The sequence below is a fragment of the Nocardia abscessus genome (genome assembly GCF_015477775.1).
GTDB lineage: Bacteria > Actinomycetota > Actinomycetes > Mycobacteriales > Mycobacteriaceae > Nocardia > Nocardia abscessus_A.
Map to the genome: position 1 here is coordinate 52,406 of NZ_JADLQO010000017.1, position 21,905 is coordinate 74,310.

At 70.0% G+C, this 21,905-nt stretch carries 21 protein-coding genes; 4 read left to right on the forward strand and 17 right to left on the reverse strand.

Features of this window, described 5'->3' with window-relative positions:
• The 7 genes from IU450_RS31970 to IU450_RS32000 all read right to left on the reverse strand — a co-directional run bounded on the left by IU450_RS31970 (position 1) and on the right by IU450_RS32000 (position 8,604).
• The gene (locus IU450_RS31970) at positions 1 to 1,305 is read right to left on the reverse strand and encodes an amino acid deaminase (protein ID WP_416382925.1); all 1,305 of its coding nucleotides are present in this window, start codon (positions 1,303 to 1,305) and stop codon (positions 1 to 3) included.
• Positions 1,306 to 1,338: 33 nt separating this feature from the next.
• Complete coding sequence (ppc, locus tag IU450_RS31975; RefSeq protein WP_195153565.1) at positions 1,339 to 4,098, reverse strand: phosphoenolpyruvate carboxylase; 2,760 nt, start codon at positions 4,096 to 4,098, stop codon at positions 1,339 to 1,341.
• A gap of 79 nt (positions 4,099 to 4,177) precedes the next feature.
• Positions 4,178 to 4,597: a VOC family protein gene (locus IU450_RS31980; RefSeq protein WP_195153448.1), complete on the reverse strand. Its 420-nt coding sequence runs from the start codon at positions 4,595 to 4,597 to the stop codon at positions 4,178 to 4,180.
• A gap of 192 nt (positions 4,598 to 4,789) precedes the next feature.
• Positions 4,790 to 5,326: a GTP-binding protein gene (locus IU450_RS31985; protein ID WP_416382928.1), complete on the reverse strand. Its 537-nt coding sequence runs from the start codon at positions 5,324 to 5,326 to the stop codon at positions 4,790 to 4,792.
• Between the two features lie 37 nt (positions 5,327 to 5,363).
• The gene (locus IU450_RS31990) at positions 5,364 to 5,705 is read right to left on the reverse strand and encodes a DUF742 domain-containing protein (RefSeq protein ID WP_043689710.1); all 342 of its coding nucleotides are present in this window, start codon (positions 5,703 to 5,705) and stop codon (positions 5,364 to 5,366) included.
• Positions 5,702 to 6,085 carry a roadblock/LC7 domain-containing protein gene (locus tag IU450_RS31995; protein WP_195153567.1) on the reverse strand — a complete coding sequence of 128 codons (384 nt, stop codon included), beginning with the start codon at positions 6,083 to 6,085 and terminating at the stop codon, positions 5,702 to 5,704. Before IU450_RS31995 ends, IU450_RS31990 begins: the two co-directional genes overlap by 4 nt.
• A gap of 41 nt (positions 6,086 to 6,126) precedes the next feature.
• Positions 6,127 to 8,604 carry a nitrate- and nitrite sensing domain-containing protein gene (locus IU450_RS32000; RefSeq protein WP_324197900.1) on the reverse strand — a complete coding sequence of 826 codons (2,478 nt, stop codon included), beginning with the start codon at positions 8,602 to 8,604 and terminating at the stop codon, positions 6,127 to 6,129.
• Positions 8,605 to 8,925: 321 nt separating this feature from the next.
• Here IU450_RS32000 and IU450_RS32005 point away from each other — a divergent pair, with 321 nt between their 5' ends.
• On the forward strand, positions 8,926 to 9,429 hold the full coding sequence (locus IU450_RS32005; protein ID WP_195153449.1) for a DUF3558 domain-containing protein: 504 nt from the start codon (positions 8,926 to 8,928) through the stop codon (positions 9,427 to 9,429).
• Positions 9,430 to 9,589: 160 nt separating this feature from the next.
• On the opposite strand, the gene IU450_RS32010 is transcribed toward IU450_RS32005, so the two are convergent.
• The 6 genes from IU450_RS32010 to IU450_RS32035 form a co-directional block, all read right to left on the reverse strand.
• On the reverse strand, positions 9,590 to 10,615 hold the full coding sequence (locus IU450_RS32010; protein WP_195153450.1) for a hypothetical protein: 1,026 nt from the start codon (positions 10,613 to 10,615) through the stop codon (positions 9,590 to 9,592).
• A gap of 43 nt (positions 10,616 to 10,658) precedes the next feature.
• Positions 10,659 to 11,177, reverse strand: coding sequence for a PspA/IM30 family protein (locus tag IU450_RS32015; protein WP_195153451.1), 519 nt, complete (start codon positions 11,175 to 11,177; stop codon positions 10,659 to 10,661).
• Positions 11,178 to 11,216: 39 nt separating this feature from the next.
• Positions 11,217 to 11,984 (reverse strand): alpha/beta hydrolase, encoded by a 768-nt coding sequence (locus tag IU450_RS32020; RefSeq protein ID WP_195153569.1) that lies wholly within the window; start codon positions 11,982 to 11,984, stop codon positions 11,217 to 11,219.
• Positions 11,985 to 12,097: 113 nt separating this feature from the next.
• On the reverse strand, positions 12,098 to 14,623 hold the full coding sequence (pheT, locus tag IU450_RS32025) for a phenylalanine--tRNA ligase subunit beta (RefSeq protein WP_195153452.1): 2,526 nt from the start codon (positions 14,621 to 14,623) through the stop codon (positions 12,098 to 12,100).
• 33 nt (positions 14,624 to 14,656) lie between these two features.
• Complete coding sequence (gene pheS, locus IU450_RS32030) at positions 14,657 to 15,718, reverse strand: phenylalanine--tRNA ligase subunit alpha (protein WP_051168722.1); 1,062 nt, start codon at positions 15,716 to 15,718, stop codon at positions 14,657 to 14,659.
• Positions 15,719 to 16,031: 313 nt separating this feature from the next.
• Positions 16,032 to 17,459, reverse strand: coding sequence for a DHA2 family efflux MFS transporter permease subunit (locus IU450_RS32035; protein ID WP_195153453.1), 1,428 nt, complete (start codon positions 17,457 to 17,459; stop codon positions 16,032 to 16,034).
• 120 nt (positions 17,460 to 17,579) lie between these two features.
• Between IU450_RS32035 and IU450_RS32040 the strand changes: the two genes are divergently transcribed.
• Positions 17,580 to 18,134: a TetR/AcrR family transcriptional regulator gene (locus IU450_RS32040; protein WP_195153454.1), complete on the forward strand. Its 555-nt coding sequence runs from the start codon at positions 17,580 to 17,582 to the stop codon at positions 18,132 to 18,134.
• A gap of 268 nt (positions 18,135 to 18,402) precedes the next feature.
• Here IU450_RS32040 and IU450_RS32045 read toward each other — a convergent pair whose 3' ends face one another.
• From IU450_RS32045 to infC, 4 genes are all read right to left on the reverse strand, one after another.
• On the reverse strand, positions 18,403 to 19,200 hold the full coding sequence (locus tag IU450_RS32045; protein ID WP_195153455.1) for a TrmH family RNA methyltransferase: 798 nt from the start codon (positions 19,198 to 19,200) through the stop codon (positions 18,403 to 18,405).
• 40 nt (positions 19,201 to 19,240) lie between these two features.
• Positions 19,241 to 19,621: a 50S ribosomal protein L20 gene (rplT, locus tag IU450_RS32050; RefSeq protein WP_039797323.1), complete on the reverse strand. Its 381-nt coding sequence runs from the start codon at positions 19,619 to 19,621 to the stop codon at positions 19,241 to 19,243.
• Positions 19,622 to 19,731: 110 nt separating this feature from the next.
• Complete coding sequence (gene rpmI / locus IU450_RS32055) at positions 19,732 to 19,926, reverse strand: 50S ribosomal protein L35 (protein ID WP_043689645.1); 195 nt, start codon at positions 19,924 to 19,926, stop codon at positions 19,732 to 19,734.
• Between the two features lie 58 nt (positions 19,927 to 19,984).
• The gene (gene infC, locus IU450_RS32060) at positions 19,985 to 20,650 is read right to left on the reverse strand and encodes a translation initiation factor IF-3 (protein WP_416382929.1); all 666 of its coding nucleotides are present in this window, start codon (positions 20,648 to 20,650) and stop codon (positions 19,985 to 19,987) included.
• Between the two features lie 334 nt (positions 20,651 to 20,984).
• Here infC and IU450_RS32065 point away from each other — a divergent pair, with 334 nt between their 5' ends.
• Positions 20,985 to 21,512, forward strand: a complete 528-nt coding sequence (locus tag IU450_RS32065; RefSeq protein ID WP_195153456.1) for a DinB family protein — start codon at positions 20,985 to 20,987, stop codon at positions 21,510 to 21,512.
• Between the two features lie 4 nt (positions 21,513 to 21,516).
• A complete protein-coding gene (locus IU450_RS32070) occupies positions 21,517 to 21,858 on the forward strand; it encodes a DUF1844 domain-containing protein (protein ID WP_195153457.1) in 342 nt (113 codons plus the stop codon).
• Positions 21,859 to 21,905: the final 47 nt, after the last annotated feature.

The following is a 21,905-nucleotide window of genomic DNA, read 5'->3' on the forward strand; positions in this document are numbered from 1 at the left end:
TCAGAAGAACGTGTGCAGGAAATCGACCACCCGAGGCACCGGAGCGTCGGCGTCATCGATCACGGGAATGAGCCGCCATTTGTCGAAGGCGGTGCACGGATGCGAAAGCCCGAGGCGCACCACCGCGCCGATCGGCAATTCCGTGGCGGCGCCACGCGGCAACCGGAGGAACGCGTGCTGGTCGTTGAGCGCCGACACGGTCGCGTCCCCGTCCAGCGCGCCGCCCCCGGGTCCCGCGACGCGTTGCGGAACCGGCATCCCCTCATCGAAAGGCAGATCGCGTTTGCCCGCGTCGAGCAGGGCCAGCCCCGGCTCCGGGCGGGAAAGGGTGCGCGCCCAGCCGTGCATCGCCGAGCGCAGTGGCCGCGCGCACCCGGGCGACGCCAGCGGCGACATGCTCGCGTAGAAGCCGTCGTCGTGGATGACGTACGCCCCCGAGCGCAGGACGACCGTCGTCGCGACACCATGTCTGCCCTGCTCGTCGGAGAGCGGGGCCAAGTACTCCACCGCCAGTTCCGGATAGGCGCTGCCACCGGCGGTGACGATCGCCGGACACCGGTATCGCCCGGCCGCGGCGAGTTCGCGGTGCAGACGAGCGAGTTCGCCGAGGTAGTCGCGCACCGCGCGGATGCCGGGCGCGGTGCGGTCGTGCGCGAGCGCGCCTTCGTAACCGCCCACTCCGGCGAGCGTCAGCCGGGACGCCGCGTCGATCGCTTGCGCCACGGCGTGCGCTTGGTCCACCGTGCGTGCGCCGGTCCGGCCGTGCGGGCCGCCCAGTTCCACCAGCGCCCGGATTCGCTCCCGTCCGGGGGTCTCGCGCAGGTGCGCGTCCATGAGCGCGACCGTTTCGACGCTGTCGGCCCAGCAGACGAACTCGAAAGACGGGTCACGCTCCAGTTCCGCCGCCACCCAGCGCAATCCGACCGGGTCGACCAACGCGTTGGCCAGCAGGATCCGCGCGACGCCGAAGGATCGCGCCACCTGCGTCTGCCAGATGGTGGCCAGGGTGATCCCCCACGAGCCCGCGGCGAGCTGGTCGGCCCACAGCCGCGGGGCCATCGTGGTCTTGCCGTGCGGCGCCAATCGCACACCCGCCGTACGCACCCACTCGGCCATGACCGCGATGTTCGCCGACAGGGCGGCTCGATCGACGGTGAGCACCGGCGTCTCCAGCTGGTCGAGCGTCGGTGCGGTGGTGAGGAATTCCCGCACGCTGCGGCCCCAGGAGGCGGGTGGCATGCCCTTGTGCTCGGGACCGATCCGGCGGTCCGCGAGCGCCGCCACGGCTGCTTCATCGATCGACACGACGTTCCTTCCTACCGGAACCGGCTCGGCGGCTCAGCCCGAGTTGCGCAAGGCGGTGGCCAGGCCGTTCATGGTCAGCAGGATGCCGCGCTTGACCAGTTCGGAGTCGTCACCGGCGCGCAGGCGGCGCAGCAGCTCCACCTGCATCTGGTTGAGCGGCTCCAGGTAGGGGAAACGATTGTGGATGGACTCGGCCAGCGACGGGTTGTCGGCCAGCAGGTGATCGTTGCCGGTGATCGCGGCGTGCATGCGGGCGGTCCGGGCGTGTTCGTCGCGGATCATGCCGAATATCTGCTCCCGCAGCGCCACGTCGTCCACGAGTTCGGCGTAGCGCGCGGCGATGTCCAGATCGCTCTTCGCCATCACCTGAGCCAAGTTGGACAGCACCGTGCGGAAGAACGGCCACCGGCGGTACAGGTCGGCCAAGGTCGCCAGGCGCTGCGGGTCGCCGCCGATCCACTCCTCCAGCGCGGTGCCGGTGCCGTACCAGCCGGGCAGCATCACCCGCGCCTGGCTCCACGACATCACCCACGGGATGGCGCGCAGGTCCGCGACCGAATTCGTCGGCTTGCGGGACGCGGGCCTGCTGCCGATGTTCAGGTCGCCGACCTCGGCGACCGGCGTGGACTGGCGGAAGTACTCGACGAATCCCGGGGTTTCGTGCACCAGCCGCGCGTACGCGGCGCGGGCGCGGGCGGCGAGGTCGTCCATGATTCCGTAGGACGGCTCGGCGTCGGCGCCGAGGCCCTCCACGTCCAGCAGGGTCGACTCGAGCGTGCCCGCGATCAGCGACTCCAGATTACGGTGCGCCGCACCGGGCTCCGCGTACTTGGCCGCGATCACCTCGCCCTGCTCGGTGAGCCGCAGCGAGCCCCGCACCGCGCCCGCGGGCTGCGCGAGGATGGCGTCGTAGCTCCGGCCGCCGCCGCGACCGACCGTGCCGCCCCGGCCGTGGAACAGCCGCAGCCGGATGCCGGTCTTGCGGGCGACCTCGACCAGGTCCAGCTCCGCCCGGTACAGCGCCCAGTTCGCGGCCAGATATCCGCCGTCCTTGTTGGAGTCGGAGTAGCCGAGCATCACCTCTTGGCGCATCCCCTGCGCGGCCACCAGCTCGCGATAGACCTGGACCTCCAGCGCCGCGGACAGCGTCGCCGCCCCGGCGCCCAGGTCCTCGATGGTCTCGAACAGCGGGACGATGCCCACCGGGCAGCTCGGCGGCCCGTCCGGCTCCCCCGGGTCGAGCAGCCCGCCCTCCTTCAGCAGCAGGGCGGCTTCGAGCAGATCGCTGACCGACGTGCACATGCTGATGACGTAGTTCGGCACCGCCTCCGCGCCCAGCGTGTCCACCACCTCCCGCGCGGCGCGGACGATGTCGAGCTCCTTGACCGCGAGTTCGCTCAGCCGTGCGTGCGGGCCGAGCAGCGGGCGCCGAGTGCGCAGCTCGGCGGCGAGCAGTTCCACCCGGCCCGACTCCGGCAGGCTCGCGTAGTCGGAATGCACCCCGGCCCAGGCCAGCAGCTCGGCGACGACCTGCTCGTGCACCTCGGAGTTCTGCCGCATGTCCAGGGCTTGCAGATGGAAGCCGAACGTTTCCACGGCGTAGCGCAACGCGGCGAGGCGATCGTCGGCGATCAGTCCGTCGCCGCTGCGCCGTAGCGAGGCGTCCATGGCGTCCAGATCGTCCAGCATCGCCTGCGGGGACGGGTAGGGCCGCGCCCCGGAGTCCAGGCCGTTCGGCGGAACCTCGCCCAGCACGGAGCGGGCGGTAGCGGTCAGCCGGGCGCGAACATGATGCAGCGCACGGCGATACGGCTCGTCGGCGTGCGTGGCCGGATCGGGGTACCCGGTCTCGGCGAGGGCGGCGACCTCCGGCGTCACCGTGACCAGGCGGGCCGACAGCGACAGCGTCTTCTCCAGTTCCACCAGCTCGCGCAGGTAACGCTCGAAAGCCACGCCGGCCGCGCGGTACGCGGCCTGACGCACGACCTCGGCGGTGACGTACGGGTTCCCGTCGCGGTCACCGCCGATCCACGAGCCGGGACGCAGGATCGGGCGCGCCAGCAGCTCCACTCCGGGCCAGCGCGAGCGCAGCGCGGCGCGCACTTCGGCGTTGATCGCCGGGATCACGTCGAACAGGGTGAGGTCGTAATAGCGCAGGCCCACCGAGATCTCGTCCTGGATGCGCAGACGAGCCAAGCGGATCAGCGCGGTACGCCACAGGCTCAGCACCTGGCGTCGGATTCGCAGCTCCAGATCGGCCCGCTCCCGCTCGCTCTCGGCGTAGCGCTGGCGCAGGCGCATCAACTCGGTGATCCGGGCCTGCGCGTCGAAGACGGTGCGGCGGCGCGTCTCGGTCGGGTGCGCGGTGATCACCGGCGACACCAGCGCGTCGGCCAACAGATCGGCGACCCGGTCTCCGTCGAGCGCCGCCGCGTCCAGCCTGCGGTAGGTCGCCGCGAGCGAGGACTCCTGCGGCGGTTCGCCCGCCGACTCGTGCGCGGCGCGGCGGCGGTCACGCTGGATGTCCTCGGCCAGATTGGCCAGCAGCACGAAATAGCTGAACGCGCGGATGAGCGGAAGGGCCACCGCGATGTCCACACCGTCCAGCATCTCCGCGACGGCGCTGCGCTCGACCTCCTCGCGGCGCACCCGGAAGGCCTCGATGCGCACCCGCTCGATGAGGTCGAAGACCTCCGGCCCCTCGTGGTCGCGAATGGTGTCACCGAGCACGCCACCGAGGAACCGGATGTCGTCGCGCAGCGGCCGGATGGCGTCCTGTTGGGTCTCGCTCATCGTTTCGCCCATGATCAGACAGTATTGCCCTCCGGCCTGCGTGGGTATGCGACGCGGCCCACACCGGCCGGGCCCCGGATCAGCCCGGGAGTTCGGAGAAGCGCAGGTGGTTGCCCCACGGGTCGCGGAATCCGCAGTCGCGTACCCCGTACGGCTGCGAGATCGGCTCCTGCGTCACCTCGACCCCGGCGTCGCGCAGCCGGGCGAAGGTCGCGTCCACCGCGTCGGTGGTGAAGATCAGCGTGCCCTGCGCGCCGTTGGCCAGCCGAGCCCGCGCCGCCGCACCGGCGGCCTCGTCCGGCACCATCTCCGGGGTCTCCAGAATGAACTCGATACCCGGCTGCTTCGCGGGACCGACGGTCACCCAGCGCCCACCGGCGAACGGCAGGTCCGCGCGCACCTCGAGTCCGATGACATCGCGATAGAACTCCAGGGCCTTGTCCTGGTCACCGACCAGCACGCCGATGTGGGTGAGGGCGAGATCCGCGCCGTTGCTCATGATGTTGCTCCTTGTCGTCGTTCGGGCGGGGCAACAGTACAGACGCCGGACGCGCGGCGAATTCATCGGCGAAGACGTTCGGATTCTCGACGGGTGCCGCGCGGGGTGAGCGTGCCCCCTTGTCCGACTACGTGGCACCGGCCGGAGATTTCGGACCCACGGCCCCCGAGGGTACGGCGCTCAGCCCATGTCTTACGCGGTGAGCTGATCCGCGCGGTGCAGCAGTACTTGTTCCAGCAGCGAAACCAGCACCTCTTTGACCGAATCGCGAGACCGGGCATCGCATTCCAGAACCGGGATCCAATCCTCCAGCTCCAGCGCCTCGCGGACCTCGCCGAGGTCGAAGTGCGTGCTGCCGTCGAAGCGGTTGACCGCCACGACGAAGGGCGTGCCGTGTTCCTCGAAGTAGTCCAGCACCGGGTAGCAGTCGTCGACGCGGCTGGTGTCCACCACGATCACCGCACCGAGCGCACCGTCGACCAGGTCGTCCCACAAGAAGACGAAGCGGTCCTGGCCCGGCGTGCCGAACAGGTACAGGATCAGCGAACGGTCCAGGGTGATGCGGCCGAAGTCGAGGGCGACCGTGGTCCGCGTCTTGTCCGCACGGTGTCCGGGATCGTCCACGCCGACGGCCATTTCGGTCATCGCCGCCTCGGTCACCAGCGGCTCGATTTCGGAGATGGCTCCGATGAACGTCGTCTTCCCGACGCCGAACCCGCCGCTGATCACGATTTTCACCGAAGACGGCATGGTCGGCGTTCGCATGTCAGAGTGCCCGGACAAGGTCCCTGATCCTTTCGATGGCAGCGGCGGTGAGCTGGTCGGCGGCGCGCACGGTCACGTGTCCGGTGGCGGCCAGGTCGCTGACCACGACCTTGGCCACTCCGATCGGAACCCGCAGCGCGGTGCCGATTTCGGCGATGGAGTGCGGCTGCTGGCACAGCCGGACCAGGGTGCGCTGCTCGAAGCGCAGCGGTGCGGACAGTGCGGCCGGCTCGGCCCGCACCAGCGTCTCGATGCGCAGCCCGTCCAGCAGTGGCGTGGTGCGTCCGGCGGTGACCACGAAGGGCCGCACGAATCGATCGTCGGCGGCGGATTCGCGTCTCATCGCCGCAGCGTCTCGCGCAGTTCGGCGATGAGCGCGGGATCCAGCAGCGCGCCTGCGCGCTCGGCGAGGATCGCCATCTCGTACCCGACCAGACCGACGTCACAACCGCTGTCGGCGATCACGCCGAGGCAGCTGCCGTCGCCCATGGCCGAGACGAGCAGGAAACCGCGCTTCATCTCGATCATGATCAGCTTCAGACCGTCGAAAGAGTAACTGCGCGAGGCGCTTCGGGCGAGCCCGACCAGCCCGGACACCATGGCGGCCAGCCGGTCCGCGGAGGTGCGGTCCAGGCCGTCGGACATGGCGATGAGCAGGCCGTCCGAGGAGACCGCGACCGCCTCGCGTACACCGTCGGTCTCGCGGACGAAGTTGGCCAGCATCCAATTGAAGGTGTGCGGGTCGGCGCTCGATATGTGGGTGGTCACCGGATCTCCTCTGCCATGGTCGCGGCGGGCTGGAATTCGTGCGCCGTGTCGGCGGCGCGGACGAGGTCGTCCTGCGGGGCGGCGGCGTGCCGTCCGGGCGCGCCACGCTGATAACCCGATCGGAAGGCGGACAGCATGCCGCGGATCTCCTCGGGTGAGCGCTCGACCGCGGGTGCGGGCTCCGATCGCGGCACCGGGGCCGGACGTGGACCGGTAGCGGCCGGGCGGGCCCTTTTGTTGCGCTTGACCAAGCCGTTCTTGGTGTGCCGCATCGCGGGTTCCGAATCCGCTGCCGCGCTGCGAGCGTCGAGGGCGGTGACGCTCGGTGCGGCGGTCGGCTCGGTGCGCGGGGAGACGAGTTGGGTGTAGGCCGACGACCCGGCGTTCCCAGATCCAGCGGAGGGTGCTTCGGTAGCGGCAGCAGACGGACGTGGCCTCGGCGAACTCGAGCCGTTCGGGAGCGCGGCGGCGCGTGGCGCGGACTCGCTCGGGTCGGCGCGCTGCTCCTGTCCGGTTTCGAGCATGCTCGACGGCAGCGTCAGACGCGCGACGATGCCACTCACCGGCGAGACGCTCAGCTCGACGCCGATTCCCAGTCGCTCGGCGAGCCTGCCGACGACGTAGTGGCCGAGATGGCGGGTCGGCGCGACGACGAAATCCTGTTCGCCGCGCAGTCGCGCGTTGGCCTGGGCCAAGTGCTCGGCGGGCATGCCGACGCCGTGGTCGACGACCGCGAGCAGGTACCCGTTCGGACCGGCGCGCCCGTAGATCTCGACCTCGAGATCCGGTGGGGAGAAGGCGAGTCCGTTCTCGATCAGCTCCGCGAGCATGTGTGCCAGCTCGCTGGCCGCGGCGCCTGTGACGAGCAGGTCGTCCATCCGGCGCAGCACCACCCTGCGGTAGTCGTCGACCTCGGACAGGCCCGCGCGGATCACGTCGCTCAGTGGGATCGGTTCGGCCCAGCGGCGCGGACTGGCCTCGCCGACCAGCACGAGCAGGCTCTCGGCGTTGCGGCGCATGCGCGTGGCGAGATGATCGAGTTCGAACAGGTTCGACAGCGCCTTGGGGTCGAGCTCCTCCCGCTCGAATTCGCTGATCAGGCCCAGCTGGCGGCGCACGAGGTTCTGGCTGCGGCGGGCCAGGCTGACCATCGACTCGGTGGTGTTGCGGCGCACCAGCGCCTGCTCCGACGCGAGGTCGAACGCGGTGGACTGCACCCGGTCCAGAGCTCGTGCCACCGCGGCGATCTCGACGCTCGCGCCCGCCGGTGTCCGCACCGGGGCGGGCGGGTCCGGCGGGCGGGTGTCATCGCCGGTGCGCCAGGCCGCGATCACGTCGGGTAGCCGCCTGCTCGATACGTCGTCGGCGTCCGCGGCCAGCGTGGCCAGCGGCCGGACGATCGCGCGCACCGCGGAGACCACCAGCGCCACTTCCACCGCGATCGCCGCCAGCGCGGCGAGCACGAACGCGCCCAGGATCAAGGCGGCGTTGCGGCGCGATACCTCCGCGCGCGAGCCGATGTCGGCGCCGACCACCTGCTGCACGGTGCGCTGCTCGTCGATGACCGCCGTCATCCTGGCCCACCAGGTGATCGGGTCGACCGGCCGCACCAGCGGTCCGGCGCTCGAGGCGATCGCGATGTTCTCCGATTCCGCGGCCCGGACCGCGCTGTCGCTGTCCAGCACGGCGTCCAACCGCGCCTGCTGGGCCGCGGTGGCGTCGCGGGCGAATGCGGCCAGACCGGCCAGCTTGGCCGCTCGGATGTCGAGGAACTGCACGTACTCGCCGGGCCCGAAAGCGTCGGCGGCGAAGACGCCGTTCAGGAAGCCGCGTTCGCGCGCCGTCTGTTCCTTGGCTTCGCCCAGCGCGTACAACGCTTGCAGACCGTGCCGGACCACCGGATCGGCGGCCTGGTCGAGACCGAGCGACAGGTGGTTCAGCGCGTCGATGGCGTCGGTGTAGTACTGGAAGGCCGCCTGCCGGGCCGTTCGCCGCTCATCTATCCGGGCACGGGTCGCGTCCAGGTCGGTCAGCGGCCGGGCGGCCGCGCGCACCCGGTCCGCGCCGGGCGGGTTGTCCGCTATCGCACTACGCAGCTCGCGCAGCGCCCGGTCGACCGCGCCGCGCTGGTCTGCGACGGGCTGGAGCAATCGCCCGTCGCCGCCGAGCAGGCCGTTGGTCAGGCCGCGCTCACGCTGCGCCTCGTGCACCAAGTCCTGCACCGCCAGCGCCAGCGATACCGCAGCCGCCGTGTCCCGGCTCCCGCGGTACGCGTCGACCTCCCGCGCGACCATCGCGCCCAGCAGCGCGAGCACCAGAACCAAGGAGACGACGAGGATTCGAGCCAACTGTCCGCGAATGGTGCGGGGGCGGACGATTCCGCTGCCCGACCCCTGCCGTTCGCCGAGGGAAGCTTCGGGCGTGGACAACCGTGTGCCGCCGGATATTTCCGGTCGTCGACTTGACCGCACCACCCTCTGCTCCTCCGCTCGGCCGCCGTGACCGCTGCACGGCGAGGACACGGAAATCAGGGGCAAACTTTCACAGGGACATACCAGTGTCAACGCGAAAATCGGACAAACCGGACACTGTGCGGACTTCTAAACACACTGGCAACGAAGGGTTACCGGGCGCGACGATTCCGGCCTCCGCGCGGATGCGGAGAGAAGCCGAGTCACGCTGCCTCATACCCGCGTTCGCCCGCCGCAAAACCCCTCGGCGCGACTCTGATACAGTCCGGCGCGACACACCGGAGGCAAGAGGGCGGGATGGCGCACCGAATCACGTTGGTTCCCTTGGCAATAGCACTGGTACTCGGACTCGCCGCCTGTGGCGACGATTCCGGCGGGTCATCGGCGACGACCACCACGCAGGCCGCCGCGAGCACGTCCGCCGCGCTGTTCGATCCCTGCACCGGCATTCCCGACAACGCGCTGACCAGCGCCGGACTCGATCCGGCGAGCAAGCAGGTCGGCGTCGGCGGCGTCAAGCAGCCCGGCTGGGAGATCTGCGGATGGAAGGGCGCCGACTTCACCCTCGGGGTCTTCTCCAACACCTCGTCCGTAGCCGAGTTCGAGCGCAAGCCGGGCAATGTCGATTTCCAGGACGTCACGATCGCAGGCCGCCCCGGCCGCCAGTTCCGCGTCGACGACGCCGCCAAAGACCAGATGTGCGACGTGCTGTTCCCGGCCCGCCAGGGACTGCTGCAACTGACGCTGGTCAACAAGACCGCGGGCCAGAACCCTTGCGACCGCCTGGCGAGCGTCGGCGAAGCGATCGTCCGTGCCCTCCCGAAGTAGCGGTGCGCCCGCTCGGCAAGGCACAGACTCCCCGGTCACCGGCCAGGTAGACATCCGAACGCCCGCGCGACGGTGACTTCGCGGCGAAGAAGCAAGCGGCGGTCGCGCAAACGCGAGCCACAAAGGGGCCGCGAACAACCAGCGCCGAAGGCGCTGCAAATCACACAGCACCCAGGATGTCGAGAACCTTGTCCGAGGTGTAGAACGGCGCGAGGCGTTCGCGGATCAGCCCGGCGAGCACACCGTCTCGCTTCGCGCCCTCGATGACCGCCGGGCCGTAGCGCAGGATCTCCTTGGCGATGTCGTCACCGGTGAGCCCGAGTTCGGGCAGCATGGCGGCCAGGGTGTAATCGCCGTACTTGGTGAAGAACACCTCGACGCACTCGTCCACGAGCAGCCCGAAGTACTCCTTCTCGCGGGTGGTGACCGCGATTTCGTAGCACAGCAGCGCCAGCTCGTTGAGGTCCTTCTGGGTGAGGTAGTCGCGCAGCCCGCTGACCGGTTCGTCGGCGTGCAGATCCCAGAACTCCATCGCGGCGTCGTGCACCGGCGCGTCGCGCAGCATTTCCCGGATGGCGTTGTTGGTGCGCTTGAGCGCGAACAGCGCGCCCTTGCCCGCCAGATCGCCGACGAAGGTGCTGTCGGCGGCGACCTTCTTGGCACGGTTGGCCGCGGACTGGCCCAGCGACATCAGCGACGAGACGCCCGGGATCTTCTCGGCGCGCTCCCGGTTGGCCTGCATGAAGTCGTTGATCAGCTTGTCCACGAACTTCGAGGCGACGGTGGCCACCAGCGGGCTCTCGGTGAGCCGGTCCAGGATGCGCTCCTGCGCCTGGTGCATGCCGAAGATCTTCTCCAGCAGCGCCTCGACCGGCTCGCGTTCGACCACCTCGCCGAGCCGGTAGTCGTGGTTGGCGGCGATGTGGTCGTAGATGGAGTCGGCGAACACCCCGACCATGTCGGCGATCACCGGGCTGCCACCGATCAGCTCGACGATGGTGCGGACGGTCTGCTTGGCCTGCTCGATCTCGACGACGTCGCGGAAGACCAGCGTGTCGGCGACGGCGAGCACCGCTTCGGTGTCGCGTGCGATCACCTCGGCGAAACGCTCACCACTGACCTCGGCGAGCAGGAATTCCACCTGGGCGTCCAATAGCCGTTCGGCGATCTCACGCGGCTCGCTCATCGAATTCCACCCATCACTGCTCGTCCGGCGCGGCCGGCCGGGATCACGGTTGGTTCGGGTCGACGTCGTTGTCGCGCAACGATTTCCGTATCCGGTCCAGCCGCTCACGCGCGGCCTTCTCGCGCGCCTGCCATTGTTCGTCCACGCTGCGCCCCGCGGGAGTCTGCCGGTCGAGTTCGTCCATCCCCTGCGCGGTGCCGTAGCGCTGCTCGACCTTATCGCGAACTGACTCGAAAGTAGGAACGCCGGAGGTCGAATATCCGCCGCTCGCGGCGGCACTCGGCATACCCGGCGGCGGTACCGGTACCGCCGGTACCGCGGAAGTGCCGCCGACCTGGCCGGATATCTCCGTCGCCTGCCCGGGAGGCGGGGGCACGCGGGGCGCAGTGGCAGGAGTCACATCCGGAGCGGCGATCGCATCACCCGTCTCCACCAGCCCCATCAGCGCCGCGTGGACCGCCGCGAACCCGGGGCGCGCCGCCGTCGCGACCAGCAGGACACCTGCCAGCTCCGCGTCGGACAGGCCGGCCAACCGGCTCACGATCTCGCTGTCGTCACTCATACCGCCAGGCTACGCAGCCGCGACCGGACCGCACGCGGTTCACGACCGCACCTGCGCGCCCGCCCACTCGCGCACGAGGTCGTACCAGGTCGAGCCGCCGACGACGATCAGGTCGTTGTGCCCGGCGCCGGGAAAGACGACGAGCCGTTTCGGCTCCCGCGCCGCGGCGTAAAGCCGTTGCGCGTGCCGCAGCGGCAGCAGTTCGTCCTGGTCGCCGTGCATGATCAGGACCGGAGCGCGCAGCGCGCGGATGCGGCGTTCGTTCGGATAGGCGTTCGGGACCAGTGGTGCGGGCAGGAACGGATACACCGACCGAGCGGCGTCGCGAAGGCCGGTGAAGGTGGACATGAGCATCACTCCGGCGGGCGGATGGTGCTGCGCCAGCTCGAGGACGACGCCGCCGCCGAGCGACTTGCCCAGGTACAGCACCCGGGCTGGGTCGACCCCGGGTTGGGCCAGCAATGCCTCGCGCGCGGCACGGGCGTCGAGGTATGTGCCCCGCTCGGTGGGCTTCCCGGTGCTGCGCCCGTACCCGCGGTAGTCGAAGGCCAGTACATCGAAACCGGCCTCGGTGAGCAACGCGAAGATCGGCACCCGGTCGCCGATGTTGCCCGCGTTGCCGTGCGCGAACAGGATGTGCCCGACCGAATCCCGCGCGGGCATCCACCAGGCGTGCACGATCTCCCCGTCCGAGGTGGGCAGGGAGAGATCGGCGTACTCCATGCCGAGCAGCGCCGGGGTCTGCAGCACGGTCCGCTCCGGTAGGTAGGTCAGCGCGTTGAGGATCGGACTGGCCGGGTGTCGCATGCTCACGTTCTTACTCCTGGGCGAGCGAGACCAGGGCGAGGGGTGCCGCAATACCGGTCGAGCCGTCCCGGCCCACGCGTCCCGCGCGGGCGCATCGGTCGGGCTCCCCCGGATCAGCTGCGCAGTACCGCACCCACCGCCTCGGCCGCCGCCGCGACGGCCGCGTCGCGCGCCGCACTGGCCTCGTCTTCGGTGAGGGTCCGGTCGGTGGCGCGGAAACGCAGGGCATAGGTGAGCGACTTTCGGCCCTCGCCCGCCTGGGCGCCCTCGTACACGTCGAACAGCGCGATGTCCTCCAGCAGCTCGCCGCCGCCGGTACACAGCGCGGCCTGGACGGACGCCGCCGGAATCGTCTTCTCGACACTCACCGAGACGTCCTGCAGCACCGCGGGGAACGGCGACACCGTCGGCACCGGCCGGGCTTCCCGCAGCGGCAACGCGTCCAGGTCGAGCTCGACGGCGCAGGTGCGCGCGGGCAGACCGGAACGTTCCAGCACGGCGGGGTGCAGTTCACCCGCGTAGCCGACGACCGTTCCGTCGACCACCAGCTCGGCACAACGGCCGGGGTGCCAGGGCAGATGCGCCACCGGACGGCGCTCGATGGTCACACCCGCCGCGTCGGCGACGGCGTCGGCGAGCGCGAACGCGTCGGCGGCCTCGACCGGACGGCCCGGTCCCCAGGGCCCGCGCGGCTCGCGGCGTCCGGTGAGGACGGCGGCCACATGCACCGGCTGGTGGGGCAGCGAATCGAGCAGTTCGGCGATCTCGTCGTCGGTGGGACGCCGGTCCACCGGAAGCGGCTCGACCGCCCTGGTGTTCGCCCCGGGCAGCACGACCTGCGCGATGCCGTAGATGGCGAGATCGCGCGCCCCCCGCGAGATGTTGCGGGCGGCCACCTCGAGCAGACCGGGCAGCAGTGTGGTGGCCAGCTCGGAACGCTCCACGTCCAGCGGGTTCACCACCTTGGTGGTGACGCGGCGCGGATCGTCGGCGTCCAGACCCCAGGTGTCGAACACCCCGGCGGGCAGGAACACCGGCGGCGGAACCTCCACGGCCCCCGCGAACGCCAGCGCGCGGCTGACGGCGCGGCGCCGGCGCTGGGCCGGCGTGAGCCCCCGCCCGGCCGGTGCGGCGGGCAGCACGGAGGGGATCTGCTCCAAGCCCTCCAGCCGCAGCACCTCTTCCACCAGGTCGGCGGGCTGGGCCAGGTCGGGCCGCCAGCTCGGCGGAGTCACCACCAGCTGACCGTGTCCGGTCTCGCTGACGCCGACCTCGACCGTGCAGCCGATCTGGGCCAGGCGGCGCGCCGATGTCCCGGTCGGGTAGGTGACGCCCGCGACGCGGTCGGCCAAGTCGATGTCCATGCGAATGGGCTCGGCGGCGGGAACCGGAATGCGGATGTCGGTGAGCACCGGTTCCACGGTGCCCCCTGCGATGTCGGCGAGCAGGGCGGCCGCCCGATCGAGGGCGGCGACGTTGATCTCCGGATCGACGACCCGCTCGTACCGCTTTCCCGCCTCGGAGACCAGCTTGTGCCTGCGCGCGGTCCGGTAGACCAGCAGCGGATTCCAGGTGGCCGCCTCGAGCAGGATGTCGGTGCTCTCCGCGCCGACCTCGGTGCTCGCCCCGCCCATCACGCCGGCCAGCGAGACGACGCCGGAATCGTCGGCGATCACCACGTCCTCGGCGTCGAGGGCGCGCTCCACATCGTCCAGGGTGCGCAGCGTCTCACCCTTGTTCGCGGCGCGGACCACCAAGCCGCCCGACACCTTCGCCGCGTCGAAGGCGTGCAGCGGTTGCCCCAGCTCGAGCATCACGTAGTTGGTGACGTCCACCGCGGGCGAGATCGGACGCACGCCCGACAGCAGCAGCCTGCGCTGCAACCACCAGGGGCTGACCGCCTTCGGATCGATGCCGGTGACCCGGCGTGCCGCGAAACGGGTGCACTGCGAATCCGGCTCGACCCGGATCGACCAGGCCTCCTGCTCGTGATCGGGCAGGGTCCGCACCGCGGGGTCGGCGTACTCGAGATCGAAACCGCAGGCCAGTTCGCGGGCCAGGCCGCGCGCCGAGAAGCAGTAGCCGCGATCGGGCGTGATGTTCAGCTCGATGACGGTGTCGTCGAGACCGAGCAGCGCGTTGGCGTCGGTGCCCGGCTCGGCGGTGCCCGGCTCCAGCACCAGGATGCCGGAATGGTCCTTGCCGATACCCAGTTCGGCGACCGAGCAGATCATCCCGTTGGAGACGTGACCGTAGGTTTTGCGCGAGGCGATCTGGAAGCCGCCGGGCAGTACGCCGCCGGGCAGCACCACGACCACCAGGTCACCGACCTCGAAATTCCGTGCACCGCAGACGATCTCTTGCAAGTCGGGCTTGCCGATGTCCACCTTGCAGAACCGGATCGGCTTCTTGAACTCGGTCAACTCGGTGATCTCGGCCACCCGGCCGACCACCAGCGGCGGCTCACCGCCCGCTTCCGCGGCGCTCCCCTGCGGGCCCGCGACGCGCTGGAGCTTGTCGACCTCTTCGACTTCCAGCCCGACCCGGACGAATCCGGCGTCGAGCTCCTCCGGCGTCACCGACCACTCCGGGTTGGTGCGCTGGATGATGTCGGTCAGCCAGGACTGCGCTACTCGCACTTGTCGTTTCGCTCTCTCGATCGAAGGGTGGGGTCAGGACCGGATACCGAAGGGCAGCGTGAAGCGCACGTCGCCCTCGACGATGTCACGCATGTCCGGGATGCCGTTGCGGAACTGCAGCGTCCGCTCCAGGCCCATGCCGAACGCGAATCCGCTGTACACCTCGGGATCGATCCCGCTGGCGATCAGCACCTTCGGGTTCACCATGCCGCAGCCGCCCCATTCGACCCAGCCCGCACCGCCCTTCTTGTCCGGGAACCACACGTCCACCTCGGCGGAGGGTTCGGTGAACGGGAAGTAGTTGGGACGCATGCGGGTGCGGGTGTCCGGTCCGAACAGCGCCCTGGCGAACGCGTCGAGAGTGCCGCGCAGATGCGCCATGGTCAGGCCCTTGTCCACCGCCAAGCCCTCGACCTGTGAGAACACCGGGGTGTGCGTGGCGTCCAGCTCGTCGGTGCGGAAGGTGCGACCCGGGCAGACCACATAGATCGGCAGGTCGCGTTCCAGCATCGAGCGCACCTGCACCGGCGAGGTGTGCGTGCGCAGCACCTGACGCGAGCCCTCCGGCGCGATGTGGAAGGTGTCCTGCATGGTGCGCGCCGGATGGTCGGGCAGGAAGTTCAGCGCGTCGAAGTTGAAGTGCTCGGTCTCCACCTCGGGACCCTCGGCGACCTCCCAGCCCATCGCGACGAACACGTCGGCGACTCGCTCGGAGATGACCGTGATCGGGTGCCGGGCACCGACCGCCACGCGGCGAGCGGGCAGCGTCACATCGATCGCTTCGGCGACCAGCACGGCGGCATCGCGCTCGGCGAGCAACGTGGCGCGGCGGGCCTCGAACGCCTCCGACACCCTGGACCTGGCAACGTTCACCCGCTTGCCCGCGTCGGCCTTCTCCGACTTGGGCAGACTGCCCAGCGCGCGTTGCGCCAGAGCCAGCGGCGCCTTGCCGCCGAGGTGCTCGGTTTTCGCGACCGCGAGCGCATCCAGGTCGGCGGCAGCGGCGAACGCCTTCTCGGCGGCCGCCGCGGCCGCGGCCAGTGCCTCCTCGGTCAGCGCTGCGTTCTGCTCGCCTGCGTCGATGTCGTCGGCCACGATGCTCCGTCTCTCCCCTGGGGATCGATTCGCGGGCACAGCTGATCGCCGACCCGCATTGCTGCTGGTCGCATCGTATTCGATGCCTCGGGCGCGATTCACGCGGATTACCCGCCTGTACAGACCAGACGGTCTGTCGAGTGCGGCCGATCCGCCTCCTGCACGGCACGACGATACGGAGACCGGATCCGATCGCCCAGGTCGTCGGCGTTCCGCGGAGCGCATCGGGACCCGGGCGGAACGACCGGTCGCCGCACATGCACAAATGCGCCCCTCCCCGTGCCGGAGCACAGCGAGAGGCGCACGGATCGGGTCAGTTCGCGGCCGTGACCCGCCTCGGCAACAGCAGCGAGGTCAGCGCGCCCGCCGCGACGATCGCCGCGCCGACCCACACCGCGGGCACCAGGCCGTCCACGAAGCTCTGCGGCCCCAGGTAGGAACCCGAGCCGGCGAACACCGAGGCCAGCACCGCCACGCCCATCGCGACGCCCACCTCGCGGACCGTGTTGTTGGTACCCGAGGCCATGGCCTGGTCCTCCGCCGTCGCGCTGGCCATCACGATGGTCGAGGCGGGCGCGAAGGTCAGTCCCATGCCGACGCCCGCGAGCAGGAACGGTGCGACGTACGCGCCGTAGTCGACCTCTACCGTGGTGATCGCGGCCATCCAGGCCAGCGCGGCGGCCAGCAGCACCTGACCGGTGGTGATCAACGTGCGCGCACCCACCCGATCGACCAGCAGACCCGCGATCGGCGCGACCACCATCGGCGCCATGGTCCACGGCATGGTGCGCACGCCCGATTCCAGCGGGCTGTAACCCTGCACCACCTGGAAATACTGCGCGAGCAGGAAGATCGAACCGAACACGCCGACCGAGAAGGCGAAGCCGACCACGTTGCTCACGCTGAACGCCCGGGAACGGAACAACCGCAGCGGCAGCATCGGCTCGGGCACCCGCAGTTCCCAGACGACCAGCGCGACCAGCAGCACGGCGCCGCCGACCAGCGCGGACAGCACGCTCGCCGAAGTCCAGCCGTCGTCGGCGCCGTGGATGACGCCCCACACGATCGCGAGCACGCCGCCCGCCGACAGCAGCAGCCCGGCCGGGTCGAGGCGGCGGCTGCGGCCGTGCGATTCGGCGAGCACCCGCGCGGCGAACGGCAGCACGACCAACCCGAGCGGCACGTTGAGCCAGAAGATCCACTGCCAGCTCAGCCCCTCGACCACCGCGCCACCGACCAGCGGGCCGAGCGCGACGCCGAGCCCGGCGATGCCGCCCCAGATCCCGATGGCCGCGTTGCGCATCCGTTCCGAGACGGCCGCGGACAACAGGGTCAGCGACAGCGGCATCACGGCGGCCGCGCCGAAGCCCTGCACCGCCCGCGCCGCGATCAGCATGCCAGGTCCGGCCGCGAGTGCGCATGCCGCGGACGCCAGTGTGAACAGGGCAATGCCGAGCAGGAAGATCCGGCGCCTGCCGAGCCGGTCACCGATCGCGGACGCGGTGAGCAGCAGCGAGGCGAACGACAGCGTGTAGGCGTTGACGAACCACTGCAGGTCGGCCAGCGAAGCGCCCAGCTCGGTGCGGATCACCGGCAGCGCGTTCGTCACCACGAGGTTGTCCAGCGTGACCATGAACATCGGGGTACCGACCGCGGCCAGTACGGCGGCGAGCCTGCGACCGCCGATCGTGGTCGCGGGCGGCACGACAGGCGCCGTGGCGAGTGGAAGGGTCTCGGTCATATCCAGTCCTTGTTGTAATCGACTGATAACTAATGTCCAGAACAGTATGCATCGACTGATAACATGTCAAGACAGACCAGGAACCAGCGAAAACGGAGCACGATGGCGACCAGGACCAGAATGACTGCCGGCGAGCGAGGCGAGCAGGTACTTCGCGCGGCGGTGTCCGCGTTCGCCGAATCCGGATACGCCGCCACCCGGACCGACGAGATCGCCCGGCGCGCGGGTGTGTCACAGCCGTACGTGATTCGGCTGTTCGGTACCAAGCAGAACCTGTTCCGTGCGGCCTTGCACCGCGTGTGCGACCGGATCGAGGAGATTTTCCGTACCGCCCGTACCGAGGCCGCGCCCGATGCGGGCCCCGAGGAAGCCCTGGCCGCGCTCGGCAACGGCTATTCGGTCTTCCTCGCCGAACGAGAACTGCTCCAGCTGCTGCTGCACGGCTTCGCCGCCAGCGCGGACCCTGCGATCGGCGACCAGGTCAGGGCCCGATTCGGCGGGATCTACCACCTGATCCGGGAACTCACCGGAACGCCGGAAACCGAGGCGCGGCGCTTCCTTTCCACCGGGATGCTGCTCACCGTCATGAGCGCGATGCAGGTGGCGGGACCGGACGCGGTGCCCGCGGCATGGGCGGACGAGATTCTCCAGAACCTGAGCACGCAGGGCGATTGACGATCCGGGATCGCTCCGCGAAAGCGCCATTTCCCACCGCGGTTGCACCCATACCAGCCGAACCCGCCTCCCGAGCGAAGCATGACCGAGCTTCCCCGGTCCGCCGCGTCCAAGCGGGCCGTCACTCCCCTTGGCGAACCACAACTACCCGTCCACCCGCGCCCAGCACACCTCAGCCCCAGGGTTTCGAGCGCAGCGAGACCGAGCATGCGCCGTTCGCGGCGAGCCATAGGGGGCCGCGGACATCCAGCGCCGCAGGCGCTGGAAATCAAACACCATAGCGAACGCGCGAGTTGGCGTAGAGGCAGATCGCGGCGGCAGTGGCCAGATTCAGGCTCTCGGCGCGGCCGCGGATGGGGATGCGGATGCGATGGTCGGCGCGGCGCGCGACAGCGGGATCCAAGCCGTGCGCCTCGTTGCCGAACAGCCAGGCGACGGGGGCGGTGAACAATCCGTCGGCGTCGTCGAGGTCGACTTCGCCGTTCGCCGCCGTCGCCAGGATGGTGATGCCCGCCGCGGCGATCGAATCGAGCGTCTCGGCGACGTCGCGGTGCCGGGCGATCGGCACGTGGAAGATGCTGCCCGCGCTGGCCCGCACGCACTTGCCGTTGTGCGGATCGACGGTGTCGCCCGCCAGCACCACACCGTCCGCGCCCACGGAATCGGCCACCCGTACGAGCATTCCCGCGTTGCCCGGCTCGGCCATCTCGACCGGAACGGCCAGCATCCGCGGCTGAACGTCGAGGATGTGAGCCAAGGGCACGTCGAGCAGATCGCAGACCGCGACCAATCCCGGGGCCGTGACGGTTTCCCCGAGGTGCTGTGCCGCGCGATCACTGACCAGCGTGGTGCGGATCCCCGTGGCCGCGGCCCCCGCGATCAGCGCGTGGTCGCGTTCGGCGGCGGCCTTCGAGTAGAACAGCTCGTGGACGCGCCCGGTCTCCAGCGCCGCCGCGACCGCGTTGGCGCCCTCGGCGAGAAATCGTCCCGCTTTGCGGCGCTGTGCGCTGCGCTGCAGCTTCACAGCGGAAACGACCCGTGGATTGCGCTCGCTGAGCGCTTCCACGGGCCGTTCCGAAAGTTGTCCGTGTGCCAACGGATGCGACTCAGGCAGCCGGCGCGTTGACATCCTGCGGCAGGGCGGCCTTGGCGACCGCGACGAGACCGGCGAACGCCTCGGCGTCCGACACCGCGAGCTCGGCGAGGATCTTGCGGTCCACCTCCACACCGGCGGCCTTCAGGCCCTGGATGAAGCGGTTGTAGGTGATGTCGTTGATGCGCGCGGCGGCGTTGATGCGCGCGATCCACAGCTTGCGGAAGTCACCCTTGCGCGCCCGGCGGTCCCGGTAGGCGTAGGTGAGCGAGTGCAGCTGCTGTTCCTTGGCCTTGCGGTACAGCCGCGAGCGCTGGCCGCGGTAACCCTTGGAGGCCTCAAGGATGGAACGGCGCTTCTTCTGAGCGTTGACGGCCCTTTTGACGCGTGCCACTGGTCAGTCCTGTTCGATCTGGGGGCGCGGGGCAGCGCCCGGGAAATGGGTCGGGAGGCGACGGAGGTGCTCCGGTCGCGGGGTGCCGTTCGGTCTGCGCGCGGGCGCGATCAGATACCGAGCAGCTTCTTCACGCGACGGACGTCGGCGGGCGCGACTACTTCCACACCGTCCAGACGGCGAGTCCGGCGGGTGGGCTTGTGCTCGAACAGGTGGCGACGGTTCGCCTGCTGGCGAAGCAGCTTGCCTTTGCCGGACACCTTGAATCGCTTCGAGGCGCCGCTGTGGGTCTTCATCTTCGGCATGGATTCCTCTATCTGTCGTCCCGGCGGTCCTCCGGGACCGCCGGTGTTCTGATCGGTGTTACTGCGGGCCGGCCGTCTCGGCCTGCTCCGCGGCGGGCTGACCGGCCGGTGCGGCGCTGGGCGCCGGACGCGGGGCCGACTCCTGCTGCGCCTTCACGCGGGTCTTCGCGCCCTTGTGCGGGGCGAGGACCATGGTCATGTTGCGACCGTCCTGCTTGGCCGAGGTTTCCACGAAGCCGAGCTCGGCGACGTCGGACGCCAGCCGCTGCAGCAGCCGGAAGCCGAGTTCGGGCCGGGACTGCTCGCGTCCGCGGAACATGATCGTCACCTTGACCTTGGACCCGGCCTCGAGGAAGCGAACGACGTTGCGCTTCTTGGTCTCGTAGTCGTGGTCGTCGATCTTCGGGCGGAGCTTCTGCTCCTTGATCACCGTCTGCTGCTGGTTCTTCCGAGACTCGCGCGCCTTCTGCGCCGTCTCGTACTTGAACTTGCCGTAGTCCATGATCTTGCAGACCGGCGGACGGGCATCGGGTGCCACCTCGACCAGATCGAGGTCGGCTTCGAGGGCGACGCGTAGTGCATCTTCAACACGCACGATCCCAACCTGCTCGCCGCCAGGTCCGATGAGCCGAACCTCGGGAACACGGATGCGATCGTTGATGCGGGTCTCAGTGCTGATGGGGCCTCCTAGGTCAAGCGGTGTCGTCAGACGACCGCGCGCAATAACTGCAACCCCTGTTCAACACGAAGGCCCCGGTGCGATATTCCGCACACAGGGCCCGATGTCGACCGATCGCCGACACGAGCGCACTCGGGTCGACTCTCGTATCCGGTTCTTCACGAGAACTCGGCACGAGAAACCCACCCTCGCGGGGCGGGTGACCGGACCGCTGGCCGTACGATGACTCGGCGGCAGCGGTGGGAGTCGGGCTCCACTTATCAGCCCCGAGGCAAGCCCGGGGCGGTCGTCAGCGGAAAGTCTAACATTCCGTTCGGCTATCGCCGAATCGGCCCGAAAATCCCTTGCCGGGCCGCACACCGCGTGCCACGCTCCCCCGGTGCGCACACCATGCCGTGACCTGCTGCGCTGGCAGCTCGACCTGACCTGGTCGCTGGCCGGAATCCATCTCGAGGCGCTCACGCCGGAGGACTTCCTCTGGGAACCCGCCGAACTCACCTGGACGGTACATCCCGATTCCGAGGGCGTGTGGCGACCGGACTGGGCCGACACCGAGCCCGACCCGGTGCCCGTGCCCACGATCGCCTGGCTCACCTGGCACATCGGCTGGTGGTGGGGCTCGGCCATCGACCACGCCGAGGGACTCACCCCGCCCGCGCGGGAGGACGTGCACTGGCCCGGTGACGGCGCGGCGACCATCGCCTGCCTGCACGACCTGCACACCGAGTGGGTGCGCGTACTGGACGGGCTCGCCGAGTCCGACCTGGACCGCCCCAGTGCCTACCCGTGGCCCGCCGACGCCGGGCTGACCATCGCGCACATGGCGGGGTGGGTGAACGCGGAGCTGATGAAAAACGTCACGGAGATCGGCCACCTCCGGATGCTGCGCGCGGCGTCGCTAGCCTGAAGGCATGACCGACGAGCTCGACGCCTCCGTACGCGAACTGGCCGACATCCCCGCGGTGGAGGTGATCAGCCGCGCCGCCGTCATGCTGATGAGCTCGGCGGCGGAAAAGCTCGGCCTGGCCGACGAGGACCCGGACGCCAGCCCGCGCCGCGATCTGGACGAGGCGCGCCGCGTGATCACCGCGCTGGCCGGTCTCGTCACGGCGTCCGTGGAATACCTGGGCCCGCACGCCGGACCGATCCGCGAGGGATTGCAGTCGCTGCAGCGCGCCTTCCGCGAGTCCTCCGCCCATCCCGACGAGCCGGGCAAGGGCCCGGGCGAGAAGTACACCGGCCCGGTCTACTGACCCAGGAAGCGGACCACGGGCCGTGCGCTGAAGCCCTCGGCCCATTC